Below are 26,095 nucleotides of genomic sequence, written 5' to 3' on the forward strand. Positions count from 1 at the left end.
TGATAACAGACCTGACTGGGACAATTATTTTATGGAGATAGCCCAGGTAGTAAGCAAGCGCTCCACTTGCCTGCGTCGCAGCGTCGGTGCTGTTATCGTCAAGAACAGACAGATAGTGGCTACCGGTTATAACGGTACGCCTTCTAAACTTGAGCATTGCTCAGTGACAGGTTGCCTGCGTGAACAATTGAAAGTACCCTCCGGACAAATGCATGAATTATGCCGCGGTATCCATGCTGAGCAGAATGCCGTTGTTCAGGCCGCTTATCATGGCGTATCCGTTAACGGAGGTACGTTGTATTGTACTCATCAGCCGTGTGTTGTCTGTACTAAAATATTGATCAATGCTGGTATTGAGCGGATTGTTTATGCAAATCCTTATCCTGATAAATTGGCTGAGGAGATGTTGAAAGCTGCCAATATGAAGGTAACGATACTGCACGATGAAGATTAAAATAAATACAGCATTGCAGTGCTTTTTAAAGGCATTGGCAGTTGCTGTATTTATTTTTTCCTGAAAATGTTGCTTTCGCAACAAAAAAATCAAAGAAAAAATGTTCAAAATGGTATTTTTTTGATATACTATTACACAAGAATGACCTTTATAAGAAGAATGTAGAATTTTTAGGTATAAATAAGCGGCTTTGAACGCTATGAGGTGAATAATTGCAAGTGTATATTTTAGCTTTTGTGATAGCTCTTTTTACCAGTTGGCTTTTGACACCTTATGTCAAAAAATTGGCTTTTCGTATAGGTGCATTAGATAAGCCTGACGGAAGAAAAGTTCATAAAGGCATCATGCCGCGATTGGGTGGTCTGGCCATTTATCTTGGGTTTGTAGTAGCTGTTTTATGCAGCATGCATTTGTCTAAGGATGTAATGGCGCTTTTGCTTGGCGGTACGGTGATTCTGATAGTCGGCATTATTGATGATGTTTATCAGCTGCCGGCAAAGGTTAAGCTGCTGGGGCAGATTGCTGCCGCAGCCGTATTGGTGTTGTTTGACATTCGTATCGAATGGCTTAATAATCCCTGGGGTGGGTATTTTTATCTGGAGTATCTGTCGATACCGTTTACGATCTTTTGGGTAATCAGTTTTACCAATGTTGTCAATCTGATGGATGGTTTGGATGGATTGGCAGCCGGAGTCGCTGGTATCGCATCAATAACTGTAATTCTGGTAGCTATTCAGCAGGGATTTTATCCTGTTGCTGTAATTACAGCTGCCTTGGCTGGCGGTATTGTAGGTTTTATGCGTTATAATTTTAATCCGGCAACAATTTTTATGGGTGATACCGGCAGTATGTTTATCGGCTATATGTTAGCGGCTATTTCTATTTTTGGCGCTGTTAAAAGTGCGGCTACAATAGCTTTGATTGTGCCAGCCATAGCTTTAGGTTTGCCGATTATGGATACTGCGTTTGCTATTGTACGTCGCTACACGAATGGCAGACCAATTTTCCAGCCGGATAAAGGACACCTGCACCATCGACTGCTGGCAATGGGAATGACGCAGCGTCAGGCTGTTTTACTGATGTATATCATCAGTGCTATACTTGGTATTGCTGCAGTATTGCTGACCGAGGTTGGCGGTTATTATGCGGCAATAATTATAGCGCTTATTATTACAGCCGTAGTTTTCGGTGCGAAAAAGATAGGTATTTTGAACGATCGTTAATTATTAATCTCAGTAAGCTGATTTGGTAATCCATTGCATACCGTATTGAATAGTTGGGAGACGAAGTCGTGAAAAAAATCAAGCTAATGACAGTTTTCGGTACGCGTCCGGAAGCAATCAAAATGTGTCCGTTAGTTTTGGAAATGCAGAAATACCCTGATTTTATTGAACCAATCGTAGCTGTGACGGCGCAGCACCGCGAAATGTTGGACCAAGTGCTGCAGTTATTTGCAATAAAGCCGGATTATGATTTGAATATCATGACCGCTGGACAAACTTTATATGACGTTACTGGCCGGGCTTTGGCAGGATTAAAGGACGTATTGGCAGAGGCACAGCCTGATATGGTGCTGGTGCATGGTGATACAACTACGACCTTTGTCGGGGCTTTGGCATCTTTTTATGCCCAGATTCCAGTGGGGCATGTAGAAGCCGGACTGCGGACAGGAAACAAATTTTCTCCGTATCCTGAAGAAATGAATCGTAAACTTACCGGAGCCATTGCTGATATACATTTTGCTCCTACCTCTACCAGTAAGAATAATTTGCTGAAAGAAAATATTGATCCGGCGGCAATCGTAGTGACTGGTAATACGGTAATTGATGCGTTGCAGACTACAGTTAAAGCTGATTACCGTTTTACGGACTCTGGATTGCAGAAAGCTCTTGCAGGAGGAAAACGCCTGATTTTAGTTACAACGCACCGCCGCGAAAATTTAGGTGAACCGATGCGGCATGTTTATCAGGCTCTGCGAAAGGTTTTAGAAAATCATCCTGATGTTGAAGCAATTTTTCCGGTCCATAAAAATCCTAAAGTAAGAGAAATTGTTGATGAAGAATTGGGTAAGCTTGCGCAGGTGCATTTGATTGAGCCATTGGATTATGAACCTTTTGCCAATTTGATGGCGAAGGTAGATATTGTGCTGACTGACAGCGGGGGGATTCAGGAAGAAGCTCCTGCCCTTGGCAAACCTGTATTGGTTCTTCGTGATACTACGGAGCGTCCTGAAGCGGTTGATGCAGGTACTGTAAAGCTTGTTGGCACTGCTTATGATGATGTATTGAGAGAAACAAGTCTGTTGTTGGATGATAGTAAATATTATCAAAGTATGGCTGAAGCTGCTAATCCGTATGGTGATGGCAGGGCCTGCGAGCGGATCATCAGAAAGATTTTGCATGAAAATGGTTATGACATCAAAATTTTATCTGAATTCAGTCCTAATTAAGATAGACAAAAATTGTGAAAAATATTAAAATTATTATGATTTATTCTTGATTTTTTCCAAAATGCCTATTTTGTTTTTATATTTAGTTGAAGCCGGACAGTTTTATGAGGTAGTAAAAACTGATGAAAATGATTGACTTCACCCCTTTAGTAACAATGGGGTATAAAAAAGTTCTGACAAGATTGGCTATTGCATCTTTTGCAGTAGCTCTTGCCGTGAAAATGGCGGGTTATCAGGAGCTGGCTTCCGGGCTTGCTTTAGGCGGTGCAGTTGGGCTATTGGATACGTTGATTATGTTTGTGGGGATTCAGCGTTCACTGCCGCAGGGAGAGCCAGAAGCGGCGCTTAAAACCATGAAGCGCTTTCGTTGGGTCAGAAGAATAACAGCCGGTGCTTTAGTTATTGTGATGTTAAAGTTGAAATACCATGTTTTTGGTGTATGCATGGGGTTTCTGCTGATACATATATTTTTAATATTTAATCTAATATTTATCGCGTACCAGCTCAATAAAAAGCAGGGCGTGAAGAAAGGAGTGTGAGAGAATGGGAACAGAAGCAGCTGCTATGGCTAAAGAAGCTGAGAACGCAAATGAGATAATTCATTATTTTGCGCAGGAATGGGCGCCAGGAGTTGTAATACATATGCAAACCATGTATATGACATGGATTACAATGGCGATCGTGTTTCTACTGTTCTTTATTGCTTCTAGAAATCCGAAGCTGGTTCCAAGTGGCTTGCAAAACGGAATGGAGTTTTTTATTGATTTCCTAAACGGATTGATGGAAGAGACTTTGGGGATGAAGGGACGCAAGTATATGGCGCCGTTTATGATCACCTTGTTCATGTTCATTTTCATTGGCAATGAACTTGGTATGCTGCCGCAAATCGGTGTACATTGGACTTCCCCGACCAATGATATCAACACTGTTTTTGCGCTTTCTTTAATGGTAGCCTTTGGCGGATATGCAGTTGGTGTGCATCAGCAGGGAATAGGACATTTTAAACATTTTATCAGTCCTAAACCAGGCTTTTTACCGATCCACCTTCTTGATGCTATCACAAAGCCGCTGACCATGGCCCTTCGTCTATTTGGTAATATCCTGGCAGGCGAAATTCTGTTGATCGTTTTGTATCAACTGACTCCGTGGGTCATCCCGGAGCTTTGGGTAATGTTCAGTTTGTTTATCGGCTTCTTGCAGGCCTTTATTTTTACGATGCTTGCTTTAAGCAGCTTTGCCATCGCATTTCATGATGAGCATTAAGCATTAATCAACTCTAAAATTTTTCTTATTTTGAAAGGATGAATGAAATGACTGAAAACGCAATCATTACCGCTGCATCTTTAATCGGCGCGGGTCTTGTTTGTTTAGGCGCTGCAAACGGCGCTGGTACTGGTAACGGTCACCTCTGCGGCAGAACTATCGAATCTATGGCTCGTCAACCGGAAGAATCCGGTAAATTGATGACTACTATGCTGATTTGTGTAGGTTTGGTTGAATCCATGCCTATCTTGTGCTACGTTATCGCTATCGTTCTCGTATTTGCTAACCCCTTCATTAAATAATTTCGTAATGGAAAACCAGAAAAGGAGCGTGCTATAATTGGTTAATTTTAACGCTACACTTATTGCGCAGGTCCTGAACTTTTTGATTCTCGTTTTCATTCTTGCGAAATTTGCTTATAAACCCCTGATGAAGATCATGGATGACCGCAAGAATAAAATTGCCGGCGATTTAGCTGCTGCTGAAACTGCTAAAACTGATGCTGAAAGCATTAAAGCAGAATATGCTGCTAAATTAGCTGCTGCACGTCAAGAAGCTCAAGCCATTATCGACAATGCGCGTAAAACAGCGCAAACTGCGCACGATAAGATTCTTGCTGATACTAAAGCAGAACAAGATCAAATTGTGAAAACTGCTAAAGAAGCTATTGCTCTTGAGAAAAAGCAGGCTCTCAGCGAAATTCGCGCCCATGTTATCAATCTTAGCCTGGTTGCTGCCAGCAAGATTGTTGAACAAAAATTAGGCTCTGAAGAAGACAAAAAATTAGCAGGCGATATTGTTGATGCTGTATTGAAACAATAATTTGCTTGTTGCTCAATAGGCCGGACGAAATTAACACCGCCCTTTAGCGAAAGGCGGTAATAATGAGAGCCGGTATACGGAGGTGATTGGTACAATTATGAAGAGTGAAGAAAATATTGCTTTAATTAAGCAAGAATTGTCCGACTTCAAAATTGATCTTGGTTCTATTAAAGAACTCTTAGATGTAAAAGTTACTACAGCTAAAAAATTAACTGTAGATGAGTATCAATCCATTTCTGCAATTCTTACCGAAAAGTTAGGCCGCGACATTTTCCTTAATAAAAATGTTGATCCTTCTATTCTCGGTGGTATCATCGTTCAAATTGGCGACAAAGTATATGATGCTTCCGCACTTCGTAAACTGAAGAAAATGGAAGTTGTTATGAATGGTATTGACGTTCATGACTATGCTTTGGAAAAACCAGAAGCAATGACTGATGCTCTCAGCGAAAAGCTGGAGAATTACAATGTGGATGTTAACTTAGAAGAGGTCGGTATAGTTGAAAAAATCGGTGACGGCATCGCTACCGTTATCGGTATGAAAAACGCTATGGCCGGCGAATTGGTTGAATTGCCGAACAATGTTTCCGGTATGGTACTGAATCTGAATCCTGACTCTGTTGGTATCGTTTTAATGGGTGGCGAAACCCTCATTAAAGAAGGCGATTTGGTTCGCCGTACCGGCAATATCATGGATGTTCCTGTAGGCGAAGCTTTGCTGGGTCGTGTTGTCAGTGCTATTGGTGCTCCTATCGATGGCAAGGGCGAGATAGCTTATGCAGAAAAACGCCCTGTTGAATCTCCTGCTCACGGTATTGCGGATCGTGAATCTGTTGATACTCCGCTGCAAACTGGTATCAAATGTATCGATGCTCTCGTCCCTATCGGACGTGGTCAGCGCGAACTTATTATCGGTGACCGTGGCACAGGCAAAACTGCTGTTGCTATTGATACTATTATTAACCAAAAAGGCCTCGGTGTTATCTGCATTTATGTAGCTATCGGACAAAAGGCTTCCAACGTAGCACGTATTGTTCGTACTTTGGAACAACATGGGGCTATGGATTATACTATCATCGTTGCAGCTACTGCTGCTGATTCTGCTCCTTTGCAGTATCTGGCTCCTTATGCTGGTGTAACAATGGCAGAATACTTTATGGATCAGGGCAAAGATGTACTTTGTGTATATGACGATTTGTCTAAACATGCTGTTGCTTATCGTGCTATGTCCCTGCTGCTCCGCCGTCCTCCAGGACGTGAAGCATATCCCGGTGATGTATTCTACTTGCATTCCCGTTTGTTGGAACGTGCTGCTAAATTGAATAAAGAACTTGGAAATGGTTCTATCACCGCATTGCCTATCATCGAAACACTGGCTGGTGACGTTGGCGGCTTTATTCCTACTAACGTAATTTCTATTACTGACGGTCAGATCTTCCTGGAATCTGAATTATTCTATTCCGGTATCCGTCCGGCAATTAACTCAGGTTTGTCCGTATCCCGTGTAGGCGGCGCGGCTCAAATCAAAGCAATGAAATCCGTCGCAGGTACTCTGCGTTTGGACTTGGCACAATATCGTGAGCTTGCAGCGTTCGCTCAGTTTGCTTCCGATCTTGATAAAGCTACCAAAGCTCAGCTGGATCGCGGCCAACGTTTGACTGAAATACTGAAGCAAGGCCAGTATGTGCCGTTGCCGGTAGAAAAACAAGTTATGGCTATCTACCTCGGTACTAAAGGTTATTTAGATGATGTTGCAGTAAAAGACATCACTCGCATGGAAAGTGAATTCCTTGATTTCATGGATGCAAACCATCCTGAAATTGGTGCTTCCATCCGTGACGAAAAGAAAATCACCGACGAAAATGAAGCAGCTTTGAAAAAAGCGATCGTTGAGTTCAAGGATACCTTTATTGTCAGTGAAGGTAGGTGATTGACTGATGGCTACTGCACGCGAGATTCATCGCCACATGAAAGGCATCAAAAATATTGGTCAGATCACTAAAGCTATGAAAATGGTTGCTGCCGCCCGATTGCGTAAAGCGCAGGAAAAAGCAGGTTCCAGCCGCCCATATGCTTTGAAGATCAAAGAAGTATTGGCTAATATTGTTTGTGATAAGGGCATGGTGGCCGGATTAGACGCCAAAAAGCATCCTTTGCTGCAAAAACGCGAAGTCAAAAAAATCGGCTATTTGGTTGTATGTTCTGATAAAGGTCTTGCCGGTGCTTATAGCAGTAATGCTTTAAAAAAGGCAGTTGCCGAGATTTCTGAAATTGAAGGAGACGTAGTTATTATCACCAGTGGACGCAGAGCAAGAGATTTCTTTACGCGTCGTGGTTATAATGTTATTTCTTCGCATCTTGGCTTCTCTGATAAACCCAGTTACAATGATGCTGTGGCTATCGCTACCGATGCGGCTGAACGTTTCGGTGATATGCAGTTTGATGAATTGCATATTGTTTTCACTTTATTTAAAACCGCTCTGTCGCAAATTCCGACAAGCGATATCATCCTTCCGGTAGAACCACCGGAAAAAGAAACCGGTGCAACTAAGAAAAGTGTCGAATACCTTTTCTTACCCGAAGCTGAAGAAATTTTGAAGGTTTTGGCACCGCGTTATCTTGAAACTATTGTTTATGCCGCACTGGTACAATCTGCTGCCAGTGAATTGGGCGCTAGAATGACCGCGATGTCTTCTGCTACGGATAATGCCGGCAAGCTGGTTAAGAATCTGGAACTGTCTTATAATAAGGCACGTCAGGCACTTATTACCCGTGAGCTCAGCGAAATCTGCGGCGGCGCCGAAGCATTGAAACAACAATAAGAATAATTCGTAGGGAGGCTAAAACCTTGAATACTGGTAGAATAGTACAAGTTGTTGGCCCTGTTGTTGACATTGAATTCCCTCCGAAAAGTATGCCTGCAATCCTGAACGCTATCAAAATCGATGGTACAACTGACGATGGTAAAGTGAAAATTCACCTTACCTGTGAAGTTATGCAGCATATCGGCTACAATGTAGTCCGTGCGGTTGCAATGAGTTCTACCGATGGTCTTGTTCGTGGAATGGAAGCTGTTGATACCGGTGCACCAATCAGTGTTCCGGTTGGTCCTGGTACTTTGGGCCGCATATTTAACGTATTGGGTGAAACTGTTGACCACGACGAGAGAAAAGTTGATGCTGCCGACTACTGGCCTATCCATAGACCGGCTCCGACTTTCGACCAACAAGCTACAACAACTAAAATTTTAGAAACCGGCATTAAAGTCGTTGACTTGATCGCTCCGTATGCACTTGGCGGTAAGATCGGTCTGTTTGGCGGCGCAGGTGTTGGTAAAACAGTTATTATCATGGAGCTCATCCATAATATCGCTACCGCTCATGGTGGTTATTCCGTATTTGCAGGCGTTGGTGAACGTACACGTGAAGGCAACGACTTGTGGTGCGAAATGAAAGAATCAGGAGTTATCGATAAGACAGCTCTTGTTTACGGTCAGATGAACGAGCCTCCTGGAGCTCGTATGCGTGTAGGCTTGACCGGTTTGACTATGGCGGAATATTTCCGTGATGTTGGCGGCCAGGACGTACTGCTCTTTGTTGATAACATTTTCCGCTTTATCCAGGCTGGTTCCGAAGTATCCGCATTGCTTGGCCGTATGCCGTCTGCAGTAGGTTATCAGCCTACTTTAGCTAATGACATCGGTGCTTTGCAAGAACGTATTACTTCCACCAAGACTGGATCTATTACCTCTGTACAGGCTGTATATGTGCCTGCGGATGACTTGACTGACCCTGCTCCTGCAGGAACATTCGCTCATTTGGACGCTACCACTGTACTTTCCCGTCAAATTGCAGAGCTTGGTATTTATCCGGCAGTTGACCCGCTTGACTCCACCAGCCGTATCCTTGATCCGCTGGTTATTGGTGAAGAGCACTATAATGTAGCTCGTGGCGTACAAGCTATTTTGCAACGTTACAAAGAATTGCAGGATATTATCGCAATTCTTGGTATGGAAGAATTGAGCGAGGACGACAAGCTGACTGTTGCCCGTGCTCGTAAAATCCAAAAATTCCTCAGCCAAGCATTCTTTGTTGCTGAACAATTTACCGGTACTCCCGGTCAATATGTTCCGCTGAAAGAAACAATCCGCGGCTTCAAAGAAATCCTGGAAGGCAAACATGATGATTTGCCGGAAGGTGCTTTCTATATGGTTGGTACCATTGATGATGCCGTTGCTAAAGCTGAGACTATGAAGGCTGAATAATGGCTAATTGTATGCAATTAGAAATTGTCACTCCGGATAAATTGCTTTTCAGCTCCGATGAAATTGTATACCTGGGCCTCCGCACTAATGATGGCGGTATTGGCATCGAGGCTAACCACATTCCTGTTATTGCCAGCTTGGACATCGCGCCGATGAAATATCGTCTGGCAGATGGCACAGAAGGTTATGTTGCGATTTGTGGTGGTTTTATGGAAATGAACGCTAATAAATGCACTATTCTGGCGACTATTGCTGAAATGGCTGACGATATTGACAAAGCCAGAGCAGAAGCGGCTAAAGAACGTGCTGAAGAGCGTTTGAAAAATAAGACCGAAAACCTGGATGTTAACCGAGCTCAGTACTCTCTGAGAAGGGCTATTGCCCGCTTGGGTGCATACAATAAATTAGGACGTTGATCGCATACGACAATTAAATTAAAACCCACTGTGTAAAACAGTGGGTTTTTTACTTGCTAAAAGAACTTTTCTATAGTATTCTGTTGATAAAGGAAGGTGATCAGAAGTGTCGGATCCAATTATGGATATTTCGGGAAATAAAATGCTGCATCTGAAACAAGATCTCGCGTTTCTGCGCCAACGTTTGGCTGAGTGTTCTGAGGAAAGTGCTAAGCAAAGCATTCGCAGGGAGATTATGGAAAAAGAAACTTACTATAATATCCTGGCAGATCGCCAAAGATTAAGCAAATAAAAAACTACCAATCAAATGATTGGTAGTTTTTTATTTGAAAATTATTCTTTAATTAATTTTCCGTTTTGCATCTTATAACAGAAATTTTTGTTTTGATCCCAAAAATTGATACAAATAGAGGAGCCGGCTTGCAGTTCAAAGCGGAGTTCGCTTTCACTAAGCAGATTCTTGTTTATACAAAGGCGGGCAAGTTTATCCAGATCAGCTTCCGGAAGTTCACTTACAGGAACTAAACGATCGCGAGGATATGAATTATTACTGGTACTGATAATGTCCATATAAACAATTTTACCTGTAATATAATCAGAAATTGCTTTAAGCAAAGCATCGATCCCGTCTTGATTAGAAGGGAAAAAACGCGGCGTTTTGAAGTAAATTACTTTGAATTCGTGATCAAAATCATTGCTGAAAATATTGATAGGCAAACCGCCGTTAGGGTTATGGATTGTGATCACTGCTTCATTGGCAGTAGGGATTTTGAAGTCTATCTTTGCATCAGGGCAAATGTGCGAAAGCTTGTTCTGAAGCTCGCGAGCTTCTATTTCTGCATTTATCATAGTTTTTCATCTCCTTTAATCAATATTATAACACTTTGACGCTGTAAACTTGCGAAGAAACTGTGATAAATGTGAAATTTTTCAAAACCATTAAAAGTCATTGTACAAGTACATCAAAAATGATAAAATATTACAGTAAGTTTTATTTTATGGAATTAACTTGTTTTGTATAAATATAGAATTTTTTAGGGGGCTATCTGGGTGGAGAAATTAGTTGTCAAAGGCGGTAATCGTCTGACAGGCTCTGTGAAAACTAGTGGAGCAAAAAATGCTGTATTGCCTATTATTGCTGCGTCGATTTTGGGAAATACCCCAAGTCGTTTAGAGGAGATTCCTGCTCTTGATGATGTACGTACGATTTGTGCTGTTTTAAATTGCCTTGGTATCAAAGTCGATGCCAGTGAACCCCATGTACTGAATATAGATAGTACGGAAATAACTTCCTGTGAAGCACCTTATGAGTTGGTACGCTGTATGAGAGCATCATTTCTTGTCATGGGTCCATTGTTGGCTCGTAAAGGAAAGGCGCGTATTTCGCAGCCTGGCGGCTGTGCGATTGGTACACGTCCGATTGATCTTCATTTAAAAGGTTTTGAAGCTCTTGGCGTAAAAATAGAACAGGGACATGGCTATATTGAAGCTACGGCGCCGAATGGGTTAGTTGGAACTACTATTTACTTTGATTTCCCCAGTGTTGGTGCTACGGAAAATGTGATGATGGCGGCCGCTTTGGCAGAAGGAACTACTATCTTGGAAAATCCTGCGGAAGAGCCTGAAATAGTAGATCTGGCTAACTACCTGAATCAAATGGGAGCAAAGATCCGTGGCGCAGGCACGAATGTTATCCGCATTGAAGGAGTAAAAGAGCTTCACGGTGCTGATCATACAGTAATTCCTGATCGTATTGAAGCTGGAACATATATGATTGCTGCTGCTATGACTGGCGGAGATATCGTTGTAGAGAATGTTCTTACAGAACATCAGAAACCTTTGATTGCCAAATTGCGTGAAGCCGGCGTAACAGTTGAAGAAGATGTCGACAGAGTACGTGTGGTAGGTGGAGAAAAGCTTAAGGCTATTGACATAAAAACCTTGCCTTATCCTGGTTTCCCTACAGATATGCAGGCACAGATGATGGCAATGATGGCGATCGCCGAAGGTCGCAGCAAAGTCACTGAAACAGTATTTGAAAATAGATTTATGCACGTGGTGGAATTAAACCGTATGGGAGCAAGTATTACTGCCGAAGGTCGCAGTGCAGTTGTTGATGGTCCGGCAAAGCTTACAGGCTGTCAGGTGCGAGCAACGGATCTACGTGCAGGGGCAGCAATGATTTTAGCTGGGTTGGTTGCTGAAGGGACAACCGAGATTTGTGATATTTATCATATCGATCGCGGTTATGAAGAAATAGTAGCTAAACTTCAGGGATTAGGCGCTGATATTAAACGTGTCGGCGGGAATGATTAAAAGCGGGTGAAAAAATGTTTTTTAATAGTGTTGATATAGGTATTGATTTGGGGACTGCCAATATTTTGGTTTTTATCAAAGGGAAGGGGATCGTTTTGAATGAGCCTTCTGTTGTGGCAATTGATAAAGACAAAAATAAGATTTTAGCCGTAGGTGAAGAGGCGCGCCAGATGATTGGACGTACGCCCGGCAATATTGTTGCCATTCGTCCTTTGAAAGAAGGCGTTATTGCCAACTATACAATTACCCAAAAAATGCTGGAATACGTAGTTAATAAAGTTGCAGGTAAAAGTTTTTTCAGTAAACCGCGTATTATGGTATGTATCCCTACCGGGGTAACTTCAGTTGAGAAACGTGCTGTTTTAGAAGCTACGATGCAGGCTGGGGCTTCGAAAACATATTTGATAGAAGAGCCTCTAGCAGCTGCTCTTGGAGCAGGTTTGGATATTGCAGCTGCAGCTGGCAGTATGGTTGTCGATATCGGCGGCGGAACTACTGATATTGCCGTATTGAGCTTGGGTGGGGTTGTTGTTGACGCCTCCTTGCGGATTGGCGGCGATGCTTTTGACGAAGCTATTATCAGGCATGTCAAACGCATTCATAATGTTTTGATTGGTGAGCGTACAGCAGAGGAGATAAAAATTAATGTGGCGACGGTGCATCCTGAAGGAAGGCAGGTAGAGCAGGAGGTTCGCGGACGTGATCTGGTGACTGGACTGCCGACTACTATCAAAGTCACGTCTGAGGATGGTCGTAAGGCTTTGAGAGAGTCTGTTGCATCACTGGTTGCATCAGTAAGATCAGTTTTGGAAAAATGTCCGCCTGAATTATCAGCGGATATAGTTGACAAGGGGATTTATCTGACTGGCGGCGGTGCGCTGTTGGATGGTATTTCCCAAGTATTGAAGGACGAAACCGGTATTGATACTTATGTCGCTGAACAACCGCTTGACTGCGTCGCTTTGGGGACAGGTAAGGCTTTAATCGATTTGAATAAACTGCGTCCCGGTTCTATTGTTGGTAACGGTAGTTTGTAAGTGCTAATACACAGTCCTTGCGGCTGTGTATTATTTTTTAGGAGGTTCGATAGAATGTTGCAGACAAAATATTTTTTTAAAATAATATTAACGGCACTTTTGATTTTGCTTCCTGTTCAGGCCTGGGCGGCGACAGTAAATAAAATGCGTTACAGCAGCAGCCCTACACGGGTAAGGATTGTACTTGATACTGATGAAAAAGTTAAGTACAAGGATGATAAACAGGGTTCATCAATAGTAGTGAATATTGATGCAGCTGTTGCTAAAGAAATGAGTGAAAAGGTCAAAGACCCAATCATTAAAAGCGTGGTTTTGAAAAAAGACGGACGTAAGGCGTCTAAATTGGTTGTGTCTCTTAATAAAGAGCAGCAGTATAAAGTATTTGCATTGCAGCAGCCAAACCGTATTGTTTTAGATATTTACCGTATCCTGGTGACTAAAAACACAGTGAACCAGGGCAAAGGATTGCAATATACCTTCTGGCAGGATGATATGGAAGGTCTGCCGATTCAGATGCATATTTTGGAAGTAGCACCGAATAGTGATTATAAAATACTGCCGTTTTCGGGAGCTATAGACAGGAACGGACGTGGAAGGCTGCTGAAAGCCGTTAATACTTTAGGGGCGAAAGCAGCTGTCAATGCTTCATATTTCGATACCAGCGGCTGGATTATTGGCAATCTAAAAATCGACGGCGAGTGGCTTGGTATGGAGGATAAGGCCCGCAGTGCGTTTGTTATTGCTGACGGCAAACCGCAAATCATGAAAGATCTGGCTTATAACGGTAGTGTTATGCTGCCGGCATTGGGCGTAAAACTGCATGTTAAAGGGATCAACAGGGAACGTATTGCGGAGGATGTCGTCATTTATACACATTATTTTGGCCCGTCGACACGAACAAATAGTTTTGGCTGTGAGGTACGTATTAAAGATGGTAAGGTCGCTGAAATCAGTAAAGCAGGGAACCTGCGCATAGACAAAAACAGTGTGATAGTTTCCGCGCATGGAACTAATGCCAAAATACTGGAACAGCTGCAGATTGGCGATAGAGCCAGTGTTCAGCAAACATTGGGGGATACTGTTGCTGATAAAGCTGAAGTGGTTTTGGGTGCAGGTCCGATGCTGGTAGAAGACGGCAAACTAAATGTGCGTTCTGTCAGTGAGCAGATTGCCGGAGATATTGCCTATGGCAGAGCTCCAAGAACCGCTATTGGGGTAAAAAAAGACGGTACTGTGGTGATATTGGTAGCAGACGGACGCCGTACTAATTCTGTGGGGATGACGTTAGATGAAGTTGCTCGTTATATGATTAAACTAGGGGCGGTATCAGCACTTAATTTTGATGGCGGCGGGTCCAGTGAAATGGTACTCAATAATAAGATTTTAAATAATCCTTCTGACGGAAACGAACGGGCTGTCAGTGTAGGCTTAGGCTTATTCTCTAAGAAGAACTGACTTGTCAAAGCTAAATTAGAATAGTATAATACAATATAGGGAGATATGCAGAAATCCCGATGCTTCCTCTTGGAAGGAGTGAGAAAAATGAAAAAAATTAACTGGAAAGTTATTGCAGTGCTGACGGTACTTTGCATTTTAGGCGGAGCTTATACTTTGGCATTCGCAGATACTTCTGTAGATCAGAAAACTACTTTGAATGGCGTTGTTTTGGAAGATGGGCTGGCTGCTGTAGGAATGCAGGTCAGTGAAGGTCAGGTATTGGTTAAAGTCAAAACTATTGCCGGTCCTGCGCCTGCAGCCAGAGCTAATATTGCCGGAAAAGTAACTGCTGTTTTGGTTAAACCGGGCGATAATATCAGCAACGGACAAACTGTGGTGCGTATAGCGGCTAATTAAGAACAAAATTGAAACCGGCGTGCTGCTCTGCTCACGCCGGTTTTGCACTATTATGGAGAGTTATGAAAAAACAGATATTTATTTTAAGCTTAATAATCTGGTGTCTCAGCAGTGCGCTGGTTTGTGCAAATGTGCCGCTGATGCCGGTAGAGGATATTGTTCCGGGTATGCGCGGTATTGCGAAGACCGTCATAGAAGGAGACACTATCGAAGAATTTAATATAGAAGTTTTAGGTGTCATTGGTAACGATGCTATGGGGCATAATATTTTGATTAAAGCCAGTGGTGATGTTATTGATCGCAGTGGTGGTATTGCTCAGGGCATGAGCGGGAGTCCAGTCTATATTAATGGCAGACTTGCCGGCGCGGTGGCATTCGGTAAAGCTTTTACCGATCCCAAGTATTGCTTTTTAACGCCTATAGGCAGGATGCTGGATCTTTTAAATGAACCGGCACCGCGTCCGTCAGAATTTTTACCGAAAAATACACCTTTGATGGCAGGCGGTTTTACAGAGTCAGGTGTACGTTATTTGAGTGAAAAGCTGGAACCGTTTGGACTGAAAGCAACAGGTGTCGGCGGCAGCGGCTCTTTTTCGAGCACGCAGCCTTTACAGCCAGGAAGTGCCGTAGGTGTTTCTTTAATGCGTGGTGATATCCAGTTAGGGGCATTGGGAACAGTTACCTGGGTTGGCGATGACGGTGAAATTTTGGCATTTGGCCATCCTTTTATGCAGCGCGGTGATTCCTGTTATTTTATGAATAAGGCCTGGATTTTAGCTTCTCTGCCCAATTTGGAATCAGCTTATAAAGTTGGTAATATAGGTGAAACTATTGGTACTATCACTCAGGACCGCAGTGCTGGAATTGCAGGTAAGATCGGTCAGGGTCCGCCTGTTGTACCAGTGTATGTTTCTGTTACTGATGGAGCCAGAGGCATCAATAATAGCTCACGTGTGGAAGTTATAGATGATGAAGTTTTGCTGCCGGCAATGCTGGATGCAGTAGCTTATAATACTGTTGCTAAAACTATGGATCGTGAAGGCGGCGGTACAGCAAGATTTTCTTTCCGTATTGATGGCAGAGGTGATATCAGCGGGCCGATCAATGTTCAGCGGGAAAATATGTATTATGCAGCGGCAGGAATCGGCAAACTGATCAATCAGGAATTGGTGGAAGCAGGAACGATTTTAACACAAAATAAATTTGAAAAAGTTGATATTTACGGAGTCAATATCAATATTGTTCTTGATGATAAAGCAGAAGTAGCCGAGATTATCAGTGCTGCAGTAAGGGAAAAAGAGGCTGCACCTGGGGATACTGTCCATATTGATGTGCAGCTGCAGCCTTACAGGGCGCCAAAAGTTACGAAGACCGTACTGTTTAAGATACCGAAAGAGCAGCGGGAAGGTAAATTGCCTCTGACTGTCCGCGGCGGCAGCTCACTGGCATGGATTCAGAATCTGCTGAGGAAACAGCGTGAAGAGGGTGTGCCGGCACAGCAGAAGGATAATCGTAAAACTTTAAATGATTTTATAAAAAGTATCAACGAAGCTGATCAGAATAATGATCTTATTGTGGATATTGCCGCCGGCCAGGGCGCATCTAACGCAGCAATGCAGTCGGGTGGCGGATTTGCGTCTATGCTTGAGGGCAGTCCGATGAAACAAAAAACTACAATGAATTTTATTGTTGACGGTACAACAGATATTGTTATTGATGTAGTAAAATAATTTGTTGACAGAAGCCATAAAAAAGCCATAAAAATAAAGTATATTTAAAAGCAGGGAATTTGAAGTAAAAAATTGAATTATAGACAATTATTGTTTTATTTGTGAGAGAAAGGAGCTTTCGTAATGCTGCAGACTATATGTAACGACATAGGCAAGATTATGCTTGAAGGCTGTGCTAATGCCGGTCGGATGATGCTGCTCTTTACGGATACTCTTAAGCGTATCAGCAAGGCTGACGGGAAGGAAACCGTCAGACAAATGGCGAAGCTGGGAGCTGATTCACTGCCGATAGTTATGATGACGATACTTTTTACAGGTATGGTTTTTTCTGTACAGACAGCGAAGGAATTTGTACGTTTTGGTGCTTCTTCCTCAGTTGGTGGTATTGTAGCCATTGCGATGGGGCGCGAACTGGTACCGGTCTTGACAGGTGTTGTCGTTGCTGGTCGTATTGGTGCAGCCATTGCTGCGGAAATCGGCACGATGAAAGTAACAGAGCAAATCGACGCATTGAAAGTAATGGCTACAAATCCTACAACTTATCTGGTTGTGCCAAGATTTTTGGCAATTGTTTTAATGATGCCGGTGCTGATTGTTTTTGCTAATACAATTGGTAATATTGGCGGTTGGCTGGTTTCTCATTATTATGCCGGAATTAGTACTTTTACTTATATAAATTCTATAAAAATGTTTGCTGAGCCATTTGATATGGTTGGCGGTATGCTTAAAAGTGCTGTTTTTGGCGGTATTATTGCTATTGTAGCCTGTTATAAAGGGCTGGGTGCCAAACAGGGTGCTGAAGGTGTTGGTATCGCTACGACTGGTTCAGTTGTTTTATCTATAGTCCTTATATTTATAACTAACTACTTTTTGTCAATTTTATTGTATGTTTAAAGGAGGTACTGCCTGTGGCAGAACCGATTATAAGTTTAAAAAAATTAAATATTACTTTTGGTGAAAATGTGGTTATAAATAATATTGATCTGGATATCAGACAAGGGGAGACTCTTGCCGTTTTAGGTCCGTCTGGCAGTGGTAAAAGTACTATTTTACGCGCAATGATAGGTTTGCTGCAACCTACTGCCGGAGAAATTTTTGTTCAGGGGGAGCAGGTAAGTTCTCTGGATGAAGATGGCTGGAACAAACTGCGTCAAAAGATGGGAATGGTATTTCAGTATTCTGCTTTATTCGATTTTTTGACAGTTGGTGAAAATGTTGCTTTTGGACTGCGCCAGCATACTGATAAAAGTGAATCAGAAATTCAAAGCATCGTTGATGAGATGTTAGAACTTGTTGGCTTGCCTCAATCAAAAGAACAATATCCGGCTGAGTTATCAGGTGGCATGAAGAAAAGAGTCGGTTTAGCCAGAGCTATAGCTAATAGACCGGAAATAGTTTTATATGATGAACCCACGGCGGGGCTGGACCCGATCATGTCAAATAATATCAGCCGTTTAATCAGGAAAACGCAGCAGCAATTGCAGGTGACATCGGTTTTAGTAACTCACGATATGGAATCAGCTTTTTATGCGGCGGACAGGATTGCTATGCTTTATAAGGGAAAAATCGTCGCTTTGGGCACTGTTGAAGAAATAAGAAATGGTCATAATCAAATTGTGGACGCGTTTGTTCGCGGTAAAGAAATCAGAGAGGAGGCGGTACAGTAATGAGTTCAAACGAAGTAAAAGTTGGCGCTTTAACTTTAGGCGGTATCGGACTTTTAGCAGGAATCATTACTTTTTTAGGCGCTTTCAGTTTCTCTGGCAGCGGTTATAAACTGCAGATTTCTTATCCGCAGGTTGGGGGGCTGATGCCGGGACATGTAGTAAGGTATGCCGGCGTACAGGTTGGCACTGTTAAAGAAGTTAATGTAAATGGTGACAGTGTTGATGTAGTGGCTGATATCAATAAAGATATCAAGATTCCTAAGGGAGCGGTTTTTTCTTTGGGGTCTGATGGTATTTTAGGGGAGCGTTTTGTAGATGTGCTGCCTCCTGTAAAAATGACAGGACAATATATTCATCCCGGCGATAAGCTGGAAGGTGAGCAGGGAACAGGGCTGGATGAGTTTATGAATGCTTCATCTAAAGTTCTGGCAAAAGTTGAGGGGATTGCAGAAGCGCTGAATAACGTTTTTGGCGATCCTGAAGTACAGCGGTCGATGCGTGACGGGTTTGTAAATGCCCGTGATATCAGTAATAATATGAACACTTTTACTAAGGTCATGGCAGATGTTGCTGTAGCTAATCAGCAGGAAATAAATTTGATGGTACAGCAGATGAGTGAAATGGCCGTAAGAATGAATAACGCTGCCAGCCAGATGGAAAACATCATGGTTGAGACAAATAAGGGTGGCGCTGGACAGAATATGGCAAGAATCATTGAAAATCTTGCTAATGCCAGCGGCAGAATCGAAAAAGCCACGGAATTATTGGAAAAGGTCGCAACAGATCCGCAGACTGAAGCTGATATCAAAGCTACTCTGCATAACGCCAGAGAAGCAAGTGATAAGGCTAACAGAATGCTGGGAGTTTTGGATACGGCAAAGGTGCAGGCTGATGTAACACGCAGTGTCAAGGGCAGTGACTGGCGCAGCAATTTGGGAGTTACCTTTACTCCTAAAGAGGATACATTCGTTTATATCGGCGGTTATGATATTGGTGATGCCAACAAACTCGATCTTTCCTTAGGAAAGAATTTTGGGTCTGCTGCTGTAAGTATGGGAGCGATGCAGGGAGAATTTGGCGTTGGCTTTGATTATAGACTGGGAAATTCTTTTAAGCTGTACAGTCAGGTCTATGACTTTAACGATACGAAAGTAAAAGTCGGCGGGGAGTTGAAGCTGACAGATAATCTTTCATTGCTGGGTGAGCAGACTGATGTGCGTAATGGCAACAAAAACAATACTTATGTCGGATTGCGCAGTTATTTTTAAAAAAAGGTTTGACTTTTGGGTTATAAAAAAATATAATTTTCTTATACTGACTAGCCAGTCAGTCGATTGGAGGTACGAAAATAATGTTCAATTATAAAAAGAGCCGAAAGGTGCTGGTGCTTACGGCTGCAGTAAGTTTATTATGCAGTCAGTCGGTTTTTGCCGAAACCTTGGAGCTTGATTTAGACGATGCTGTACAAAGAGCTTTGACAACAAATCCGGCGATTAAGATCGCTGTATCTGAAAAGAAAGGTTCCAGAGCGGAACTTAATGCAGCACGTGCCGGACGTGGTATCAGTATTGATGCGGAACATAGATCTGGACGTGGTGGATATGCAGATCCACAGTGGAATACAGCTACTAGCAGTTATAGCAAAAATCTTGGTAATTCTCACAGTAATTCTATTACCGCTTCGATTCCCATTTATACTGGTGGACAATTATCAGGAACGATAGATCAGGCTAAGGCTAATTACAAAAGCTATGCTTTGGGTGAAACCAAGGCTTACATCGAAATGAAAAAGACGGCTACAGACGGCTATTTCAGCCTGCTGCAGGCTGGCAATATGGAAAACCTCTATCAGGATTCTGTTAATCAGCTGGAAGAGCATCTGAAAAATGTACAGGCGCAATATGATGTAGGCGTTGTAGCCAAGGTAGATGTACTGCGCAGTGAGGTTTCTTTGGCTAATGCACAGCAGCAGCTGATTCAGGCTACTAATAATTATGATGTAGCTGAAGCCTCGTTGAACAAGATTATTGGAACTTCCTTAGATACGACCTTAAAACTTAAAGACAGTCTGCAGTATACTCCTTACGAGAATGATATGCAGTATTGCCTTGATTACGCTTCAATGAACCGTGCGGAGCTGGAGCAAAGCCGTTTAGCTGTAGACGCGGCTAAAGGTGCTGTCAAAGTGGCTAAAAGCGGCTTTTTGCCGAAAGTTACTGCATCTGCAACTGAATCTTGGGGCGGTAGTGGTAGTAACTGGCCTGGTGATGACAAAGAGAACTGGTCCGTAGGCATTGGGGCGACAATGAATATTTTTGACTCTGGCGTTACCTTGTCTAAAGTACATGCGGCGGAAGAAAAACTGCTGCAGGCAGAAGAAACTTATCGTGATACAGTAAATTCTGTGGAACTGGAAGTGCGCAGCAATTATCTGGGACTGCGTGAAGCTGAGAAACGTATCTCTACTACACAGGTAGCGGTCGCTAAGGCTGAAGAAGATTTCCATATTGCGCAGGTTCGTTATATGGCCGGTGTAGGTACTAACCTGGACGTTATTGACGCGCAGGTTGCACTGACCGAGGCAAAAACGAATTTTGTCAATGCTTTGTATGATTACAATACTTCGAAAATTGCATTGGAAACTTCGATGGGTGTACCTGTAGCTGTTACTGCGGCTGCGAATACAACAAATCTGCCGACTATGTCTACAGAAACTGCAGCAGAATAATTATAAAAATCCCGCTCAGGCGGGATTTTTTATTTTATAATTAAAATGAAGGAGGTTTTTGTTTTTTGTCGAAGTAAAATAAGTTGTATTATGACTTTTACTGCGGAGGCAGAACATGAATAAACTATTTCGTTGGTTGCTGGGAATTGCGGCAATAGTCGGCATAGTATATTACAGTATCATAAAATTTATTGTGCCGGGATATTTGGCTCAGATTCCGCCTTTGGTGTCGAATTTAGCTAAGGATTATATTACTGGTTCTATTGATATTGCCCGTGTAGAATGGAATGGTGCCTTAGAATTGTCCGTATTTGATGTGCAGGTGAAGGACAAGAAGCAGCAGTTGATTGCTGATTTGCCAAATGTTAAGCTGCATATCTCGCCTTGGCATGCTCTTTTTAATACAAATAAAGCTTTAGACAGAGTTTCTTTGGAAAAGCCGACTATTTATTTAACACTGAATAAAACAGAGCAATGGAACGTGCAGGATTTTTTGAAACCGTCAGATTCTGATGAGACACCGTTCTATGGAATCTTAGATATTGCAAATGGACATATTGTAACCAAAACTCCATATGGGGAATGGGATTTTGGTTTGAATGGTTCTGTTGACGGTGGGGGTAATCCGAAATTTGCTATTGATGCGAAACTGTTACATGATGAAGACGCTTTGGAACTCAAGGGCCTGATTGACATGAAGGCTGTAGGCAGTTTAACAGTAAAGAGCGACCATTTTGCTTTAACTGCGTTTGCCCCTTTAGCAGAAGAGTTTGGAAAAGTTAAAAATTTCCAGGGTGCTGTTGCGGATGTTAATCTTTTGTGGACTAATAGTGGTGAAGATATCGCTATGTCGGGCACCGTTGTTTTGGAAAAACTGACAGGCGTTGCTGTTTACGGAGATGAGGAATTTCCTGTAGGTATTGACGGAAAGGTTGCTTTTAATGACAAAGCCGTTAAATCAGACAAACTTTTACTGACTGTAGATGGACAGACGGTACAGCTTAATGGGGATCTTGATTTTAAGGACAAGGATAACATTCAGGGGCGCGGGTTACTGACTGCCGACTTACTGAAAATAAAAAATGAAGAAGTTCGAAAACTTTCTGTACCTTTTAGAATCATTGATAACAAGGCACAGATAAATACTGCACGTGCTGAATTTGGCGGAGGCAGAGTTGATTTTCTGGCAGAATATGATCTTGGAAGCGGAAATGTAGTAGCAGCACTTGACGTAGAGCATGTCAAAACTGCGCCGTTGCATGACAGACCATACGATGTTTTTACTGTAGATGGCAGCATGGCGATGAAAGGCATAATCAAAGATGATAAGTTTGAAGTCAACATGGCCGCAGATACGGTGCGTTTAGGTTGGCGTGATTTGCTGCTGCAAAAAGTTGATTTTGACATTGATGCTGACCAAAATGGCCTTAAAATTAATAATTTTTCGGCGTTTACAGAAACAGGAGCATTGTTAGCTCAAGGAACAGTTTCCAGTGCAGGTGAATTTAAACTGCAGGGATCCGTAACAGATTTCCCAATTGCACCTGTTCTTGATTTTATGGGCCAGCAGGGCAGCGGTCTGGCAGCAGTGCAATTTGATGTTTCAGGAACTGAGGATGCGGTTGATTTTACAGGTGTTACTCAACTGAAGCAGGTCAATATAGCTGGACTGGAAATTGAAGAAGCTCATGGTGGACTGAGTATGCAGGATAACATTGTTGTCCTGAAAAATTACAAGGTGACAATGGCCAAAGGTGAAAGTGTTTTAAACGGCAGCATCAATCTCCAGGGTGAAGAGCCTGTTTTTGATTTGGATGTTGAGACAGCAGGAGTAAGAGCCGAACCTTTCATCAAGGTTGTAGCACCGGAAGTGAAGCTTACTGGCAACGTTAATAATATAATGTTTGTAAAAGGGACTTTAACGATGCCGGATATCAGCGGTAAGTTTTTGCTGACCGACGGCAGTGCTGAAGGTTATCTTATAGATAAGATTGAAACCGACTACAGTTATCAGGCCAATAATTTAGTAATCAGTGACTGTGATATTGTTGCATTATCAACAGAGGCCAAGCTTAATGGCCGAATGGATGCAGAAAAAAATCTTGATTTTAAAGTGGATATAAGAGACATTGATCTCAGTGCTTTACCGATTAATGACGATACTGTTGATTTAGACGGATATGCAAATGCACATGGTACCTTGACTGGCACTTTGTCGAAACCATTTTTCCATGGTGACGTCAGCAGTAAATCTATTATGATTAACGGCGAAGAATTGACGGATATCCAATGCAAATTGGATAGTGACGGCGGAATAAAGAATCATTTGCTGGGATCATTTAAGCAGGCGCCTAAAGGTGTGCTTTCTGCAGAGCTTGATTATAACCATGAGCAAAAATTGCTGCAGGGCAATATAGTGGCTATATATGGTAATGTCAGGTCTATACTTAAAATGGCTAAAGCTGATTATAATGTAGATGGTTTGGCTCAGGGCGAAATTGCAATTAATCCGCATGGTCCGGGATCAGGTATTTTTGTTGATGTCTGGGTGGATGATATTTCTATTAATGATCTTAAATATGAAGAAATGAAGTTTAAAGGTCATTTGCAGGATAAAGTCTGGTATTTTGATGATGTCAAACTGATGGAAACAAAGGACGTTACAGATAAGGGAATCGTTGCTGTCGGCGGTAAGGTTGATCTGGCTAATGGGAAGCTGGAACTTGAGGCCGGTGCTGTAGATGCTAATCCTGCGTTGGTAACAGCGTTTATGTCAGATCCTGTTGAAGTTACCGGTGATCTAAATATGTTCGTACAGCTGCATGGAACCTTAAAGGATCCTGAAGGAAACGGTTCTGTGGAAGTGAAAAACGGCAGTGTGGCCGGCATTGGCTTCGATGACTTTACAGCGATGCTTTCGCTTGCGAATGATAATCTGAAAATAGAGCAGGCGATGTTAAATAAAGATATTTATAAGGCCAGTGCCTATGGTGATGTACCGCTGGATTTATTCAGATCAAAAGAACAGCGGCGTGATCCTAACGCGCAGATGAATGTACAGCTTAATTTGGACAATGCGCGACTGGGTATTTTGCAGGTCATTTCGCCAATGGTGGAATGGGGCGTAGGTGAAACGCAGGGTCAGGTTAAACTGGCAGGTACGCTTGAGGAACCTTTGGTTTACGGTGCTGTAAAAATTCCTGATGGGTCTTTGAAATTTAAACATGTACAGACTGTTATTGAAAATATTCATACAGATATAGAGTTTGAAGGCAATAAAGTTGCGCTTAAAGATATTTCAGCCAAGCTTGGCAAGGGTTCATTTAAAGGAAGCGGTACTTATGCGCTGCGCTCCAATGAACGTGAGGCTTATCAGCTTGACCTGGTTGCTGATAACGCAGAAATAGCTTCTGATATTTTTACAGGACGTATCAATGGCAATTTGACAGTAACGCCGCAGAGGTTCATTGTGAGACCAGAAGCAGGAAGCGCGCCGCCTCCTCCTGGAAAAGGTCCTCGCTTTAGTTATCGGCCGCTGCTTAAAGGTGAAGTGCGCTTTGATGACGTGCTCGTCAATATGCCGACAATACCGGAGTTTGGCGAAGGTGAAAGTAATATTGGTCTTGATGTGCAGATAACGCTGGGACCGAAAATCCATTTGTATAATAAATATTTATATGACTTATGGCTTGCCGGAGGATTGCATATCCAGGGCAGTACATTGTATACTAATATAAGTGGCACAATCAGTGCTGATCGAGGCTCGATCAGTTATTTGCGCACACAATTTAAAGTTCGCTCTGCTTCTGCTGCCTGGCCTATACCTGGAAGCGTTCTGCCTACGGTGAATCTTGAGGCTACAGCAAAGTTCCAGCGTTATGATATTGGAATGCGCATTTCTGGACCGCTTGAAGAAATGGACCTACAGCTCAATTCCTCGCCGCCGCTGACCAAAGATCAGATCGTGCGGATGCTGACTCTGCAGCGTGAAGCTACCGGCAGTGAAGGTGTCGACAGCGATGATTTACAGAATTTAATGACTGCCGGTTTGGAAATGGCGGTATTTGGTGACGTTGAACAAATTTTTAAAGAGGCTCTGGGGCTTGATGAATTCAGGGTTTATTCAGGAAAACTGCGGTCTGGTATCGAAATGGATACACGTCGTAACCGTGAGTTCACACCTGATGAACGTAACCAATATAATGTTTTATTCAGTAAATATTTGACGGATAACTTTATGGTTGGTTATACTACCAGTATGGATAATGAGCACCATAGTGTATTTGGTCAGTATGAGATCAGTAAACATTTGAATATAAATTATTCTTTAAATGAAAATAATGAGAATTGGTATGGCCTGGAATATCGGCTAACCTTTTAAATGAAATGAAAGGAGGGAAGCAGATGCTGCAGCAATATTTAACGGAGTTACAAAAAATCAATTTGCTGGAACGGGAAGAAGAACTTGATTTATGGCGTGCCTGCGCTGATGGTGATCAAAGCGCGTACAGGAAAATAATTACTGCTTATCAGCCATTGGTTTTTAAAATAGCAATGGCCTTCCGGCTTACTGAAACACAGACCCTGGAATTGATTCAGGAAGGTACGGTGGGTTTATTGGAAGCGGCTGAAAAATTTGATTATACACGCGGTGTTGCTTTCAGCATTTTTGCTTCCCACCGTATCCGAGGAAGAATGCTTGATTTTCTGCAGGCTGAATATGGCAGCCAGATGTTGTCTTTGGATGGAGTAAATTCAGCAGGCCTTGCCTGGTCTGAATGTTTGGTATCAAATGAAGCTACTCCATTTGAGTTGGCAGAGCGGCATTTTTTAAATGATAAGATAACTCAGGCGATGGAAAGGCTCCCGCAAAAAGAACAGCAGGTTTTGACAGGTATTTATCTGGAAGATAAAAGCGCTGGAGATTTAGCGGCATCAATCGATGTGAGCCTGGGGCACATTTATCGGCTGCAGAAACAAGGTGTACGCAGAGTTAGAGGTATGCTTTCACGATTGATGAACGAATTAAATAAAAGCTAATAAAAGAAAACAGGCGTTATTTAAAACAAGAATTGCTTATATAAGCTTTAATCGT

At 42.6% G+C, this 26,095-nt stretch carries 24 protein-coding genes; 23 read left to right on the plus strand and 1 reads right to left on the minus strand.

Going from position 1 to position 26,095, the window contains the following annotated elements:
• The first annotated feature begins 31 nt into the window (after positions 1-31).
• The 12 genes from PFJ30894_RS03950 (at position 32) to PFJ30894_RS04005 (ending at position 9,960) form a co-directional block, all read left to right on the plus strand.
• Positions 32-454, plus strand: coding sequence for a deoxycytidylate deaminase (locus PFJ30894_RS03950; protein ID WP_231997940.1), 423 nt, complete (start codon positions 32-34; stop codon positions 452-454).
• A gap of 212 nt (positions 455-666) precedes the next feature.
• A complete protein-coding gene (locus PFJ30894_RS03955) occupies positions 667-1,677 on the plus strand; it encodes a glycosyltransferase family 4 protein (RefSeq protein WP_021718170.1) in 1,011 nt (336 codons plus the stop codon).
• A gap of 68 nt (positions 1,678-1,745) precedes the next feature.
• Positions 1,746-2,903, plus strand: coding sequence for a non-hydrolyzing UDP-N-acetylglucosamine 2-epimerase (gene wecB / locus PFJ30894_RS03960; protein ID WP_021718171.1), 1,158 nt, complete (start codon positions 1,746-1,748; stop codon positions 2,901-2,903).
• A 122-nt stretch (positions 2,904-3,025) separates the two neighbouring features.
• Positions 3,026-3,442 (plus strand): ATP synthase subunit I, encoded by a 417-nt coding sequence (locus PFJ30894_RS03965; RefSeq protein WP_021718172.1) that lies wholly within the window; start codon positions 3,026-3,028, stop codon positions 3,440-3,442.
• A gap of 4 nt (positions 3,443-3,446) precedes the next feature.
• Positions 3,447-4,166, plus strand: coding sequence for a F0F1 ATP synthase subunit A (gene atpB / locus PFJ30894_RS03970; protein ID WP_021718173.1), 720 nt, complete (start codon positions 3,447-3,449; stop codon positions 4,164-4,166).
• A 38-nt stretch (positions 4,167-4,204) separates the two neighbouring features.
• Positions 4,205-4,468: a F0F1 ATP synthase subunit C gene (gene atpE / locus PFJ30894_RS03975; protein ID WP_113077761.1), complete on the plus strand. Its 264-nt coding sequence runs from the start codon at positions 4,205-4,207 to the stop codon at positions 4,466-4,468.
• Between the two features lie 37 nt (positions 4,469-4,505).
• Positions 4,506-4,988, plus strand: coding sequence for a F0F1 ATP synthase subunit B (atpF, locus tag PFJ30894_RS03980; protein WP_021718175.1), 483 nt, complete (start codon positions 4,506-4,508; stop codon positions 4,986-4,988).
• Positions 4,989-5,085: 97 nt separating this feature from the next.
• Positions 5,086-6,918: a F0F1 ATP synthase subunit alpha gene (gene atpA / locus PFJ30894_RS03985; protein ID WP_021718176.1), complete on the plus strand. Its 1,833-nt coding sequence runs from the start codon at positions 5,086-5,088 to the stop codon at positions 6,916-6,918.
• A 7-nt stretch (positions 6,919-6,925) separates the two neighbouring features.
• Entirely contained in the window at positions 6,926-7,810 is an 885-nt protein-coding gene (atpG, locus tag PFJ30894_RS03990) for an ATP synthase F1 subunit gamma (RefSeq protein ID WP_113077760.1), read from the plus strand.
• A gap of 26 nt (positions 7,811-7,836) precedes the next feature.
• On the plus strand, positions 7,837-9,252 hold the full coding sequence (gene atpD / locus PFJ30894_RS03995) for a F0F1 ATP synthase subunit beta (protein ID WP_021718178.1): 1,416 nt from the start codon (positions 7,837-7,839) through the stop codon (positions 9,250-9,252).
• Positions 9,252-9,668, plus strand: a complete 417-nt coding sequence (gene atpC, locus PFJ30894_RS04000; protein WP_021718179.1) for an ATP synthase F1 subunit epsilon — start codon at positions 9,252-9,254, stop codon at positions 9,666-9,668. The genes atpD and atpC overlap by 1 nt, the downstream gene beginning before the upstream one ends.
• Before the next feature lie 106 nt (positions 9,669-9,774).
• Positions 9,775-9,960: a hypothetical protein gene (locus PFJ30894_RS04005; RefSeq protein ID WP_044491851.1), complete on the plus strand. Its 186-nt coding sequence runs from the start codon at positions 9,775-9,777 to the stop codon at positions 9,958-9,960.
• 41 nt (positions 9,961-10,001) lie between these two features.
• Here the strand turns inward: PFJ30894_RS04005 and PFJ30894_RS04010 are convergent, their stop codons facing one another.
• Positions 10,002-10,517 carry a hypothetical protein gene (locus PFJ30894_RS04010; RefSeq protein ID WP_021718181.1) on the minus strand — a complete coding sequence of 172 codons (516 nt, stop codon included), beginning with the start codon at positions 10,515-10,517 and terminating at the stop codon, positions 10,002-10,004.
• Between the two features lie 201 nt (positions 10,518-10,718).
• On the opposite strand from PFJ30894_RS04010, the gene murA reads away from it, so the two are divergent.
• The 11 genes from murA (at position 10,719) to PFJ30894_RS04065 (ending at position 26,040) form a co-directional block, all read left to right on the plus strand.
• The gene (gene murA, locus PFJ30894_RS04015; RefSeq protein WP_125669110.1) at positions 10,719-11,984 is read left to right on the plus strand and encodes a UDP-N-acetylglucosamine 1-carboxyvinyltransferase; all 1,266 of its coding nucleotides are present in this window, start codon (positions 10,719-10,721) and stop codon (positions 11,982-11,984) included.
• A gap of 14 nt (positions 11,985-11,998) precedes the next feature.
• On the plus strand, positions 11,999-13,021 hold the full coding sequence (gene mreB / locus PFJ30894_RS04020; protein ID WP_021718183.1) for a rod shape-determining protein: 1,023 nt from the start codon (positions 11,999-12,001) through the stop codon (positions 13,019-13,021).
• Between the two features lie 54 nt (positions 13,022-13,075).
• Positions 13,076-14,476 (plus strand): phosphodiester glycosidase family protein, encoded by a 1,401-nt coding sequence (locus tag PFJ30894_RS04025; RefSeq protein WP_125669111.1) that lies wholly within the window; start codon positions 13,076-13,078, stop codon positions 14,474-14,476.
• A gap of 87 nt (positions 14,477-14,563) precedes the next feature.
• The gene (locus PFJ30894_RS04030; protein WP_125669112.1) at positions 14,564-14,875 is read left to right on the plus strand and encodes a hypothetical protein; all 312 of its coding nucleotides are present in this window, start codon (positions 14,564-14,566) and stop codon (positions 14,873-14,875) included.
• Between the two features lie 62 nt (positions 14,876-14,937).
• Positions 14,938-16,605: a SpoIVB peptidase S55 domain-containing protein gene (locus tag PFJ30894_RS04035; protein ID WP_125669113.1), complete on the plus strand. Its 1,668-nt coding sequence runs from the start codon at positions 14,938-14,940 to the stop codon at positions 16,603-16,605.
• Positions 16,606-16,728: 123 nt separating this feature from the next.
• A complete protein-coding gene (locus PFJ30894_RS04040) occupies positions 16,729-17,499 on the plus strand; it encodes an MlaE family ABC transporter permease (protein WP_021718187.1) in 771 nt (256 codons plus the stop codon).
• 26 nt (positions 17,500-17,525) lie between these two features.
• Complete coding sequence (locus PFJ30894_RS04045) at positions 17,526-18,272, plus strand: ABC transporter ATP-binding protein (RefSeq protein WP_125669929.1); 747 nt, start codon at positions 17,526-17,528, stop codon at positions 18,270-18,272.
• Positions 18,272-19,540, plus strand: a complete 1,269-nt coding sequence (locus PFJ30894_RS04050; protein ID WP_021718189.1) for an MlaD family protein — start codon at positions 18,272-18,274, stop codon at positions 19,538-19,540. Before PFJ30894_RS04045 ends, PFJ30894_RS04050 begins: the two co-directional genes overlap by 1 nt.
• Positions 19,541-19,623: 83 nt before the next feature.
• Positions 19,624-21,000, plus strand: a complete 1,377-nt coding sequence (locus PFJ30894_RS04055) for a TolC family protein (protein ID WP_113077756.1) — start codon at positions 19,624-19,626, stop codon at positions 20,998-21,000.
• Between the two features lie 115 nt (positions 21,001-21,115).
• A complete protein-coding gene (locus tag PFJ30894_RS04060) occupies positions 21,116-25,381 on the plus strand; it encodes a translocation/assembly module TamB domain-containing protein (RefSeq protein ID WP_125669114.1) in 4,266 nt (1,421 codons plus the stop codon).
• 23 nt (positions 25,382-25,404) lie between these two features.
• Positions 25,405-26,040 (plus strand): sigma-70 family RNA polymerase sigma factor, encoded by a 636-nt coding sequence (locus tag PFJ30894_RS04065; RefSeq protein WP_113077754.1) that lies wholly within the window; start codon positions 25,405-25,407, stop codon positions 26,038-26,040.
• The last annotated feature ends 55 nt before the right edge of the window (positions 26,041-26,095 follow it).

It is taken from the genome of Phascolarctobacterium faecium (assembly GCF_003945365.1).
Classification (GTDB): Bacteria; Bacillota; Negativicutes; order Acidaminococcales; family Acidaminococcaceae; genus Phascolarctobacterium; species Phascolarctobacterium faecium.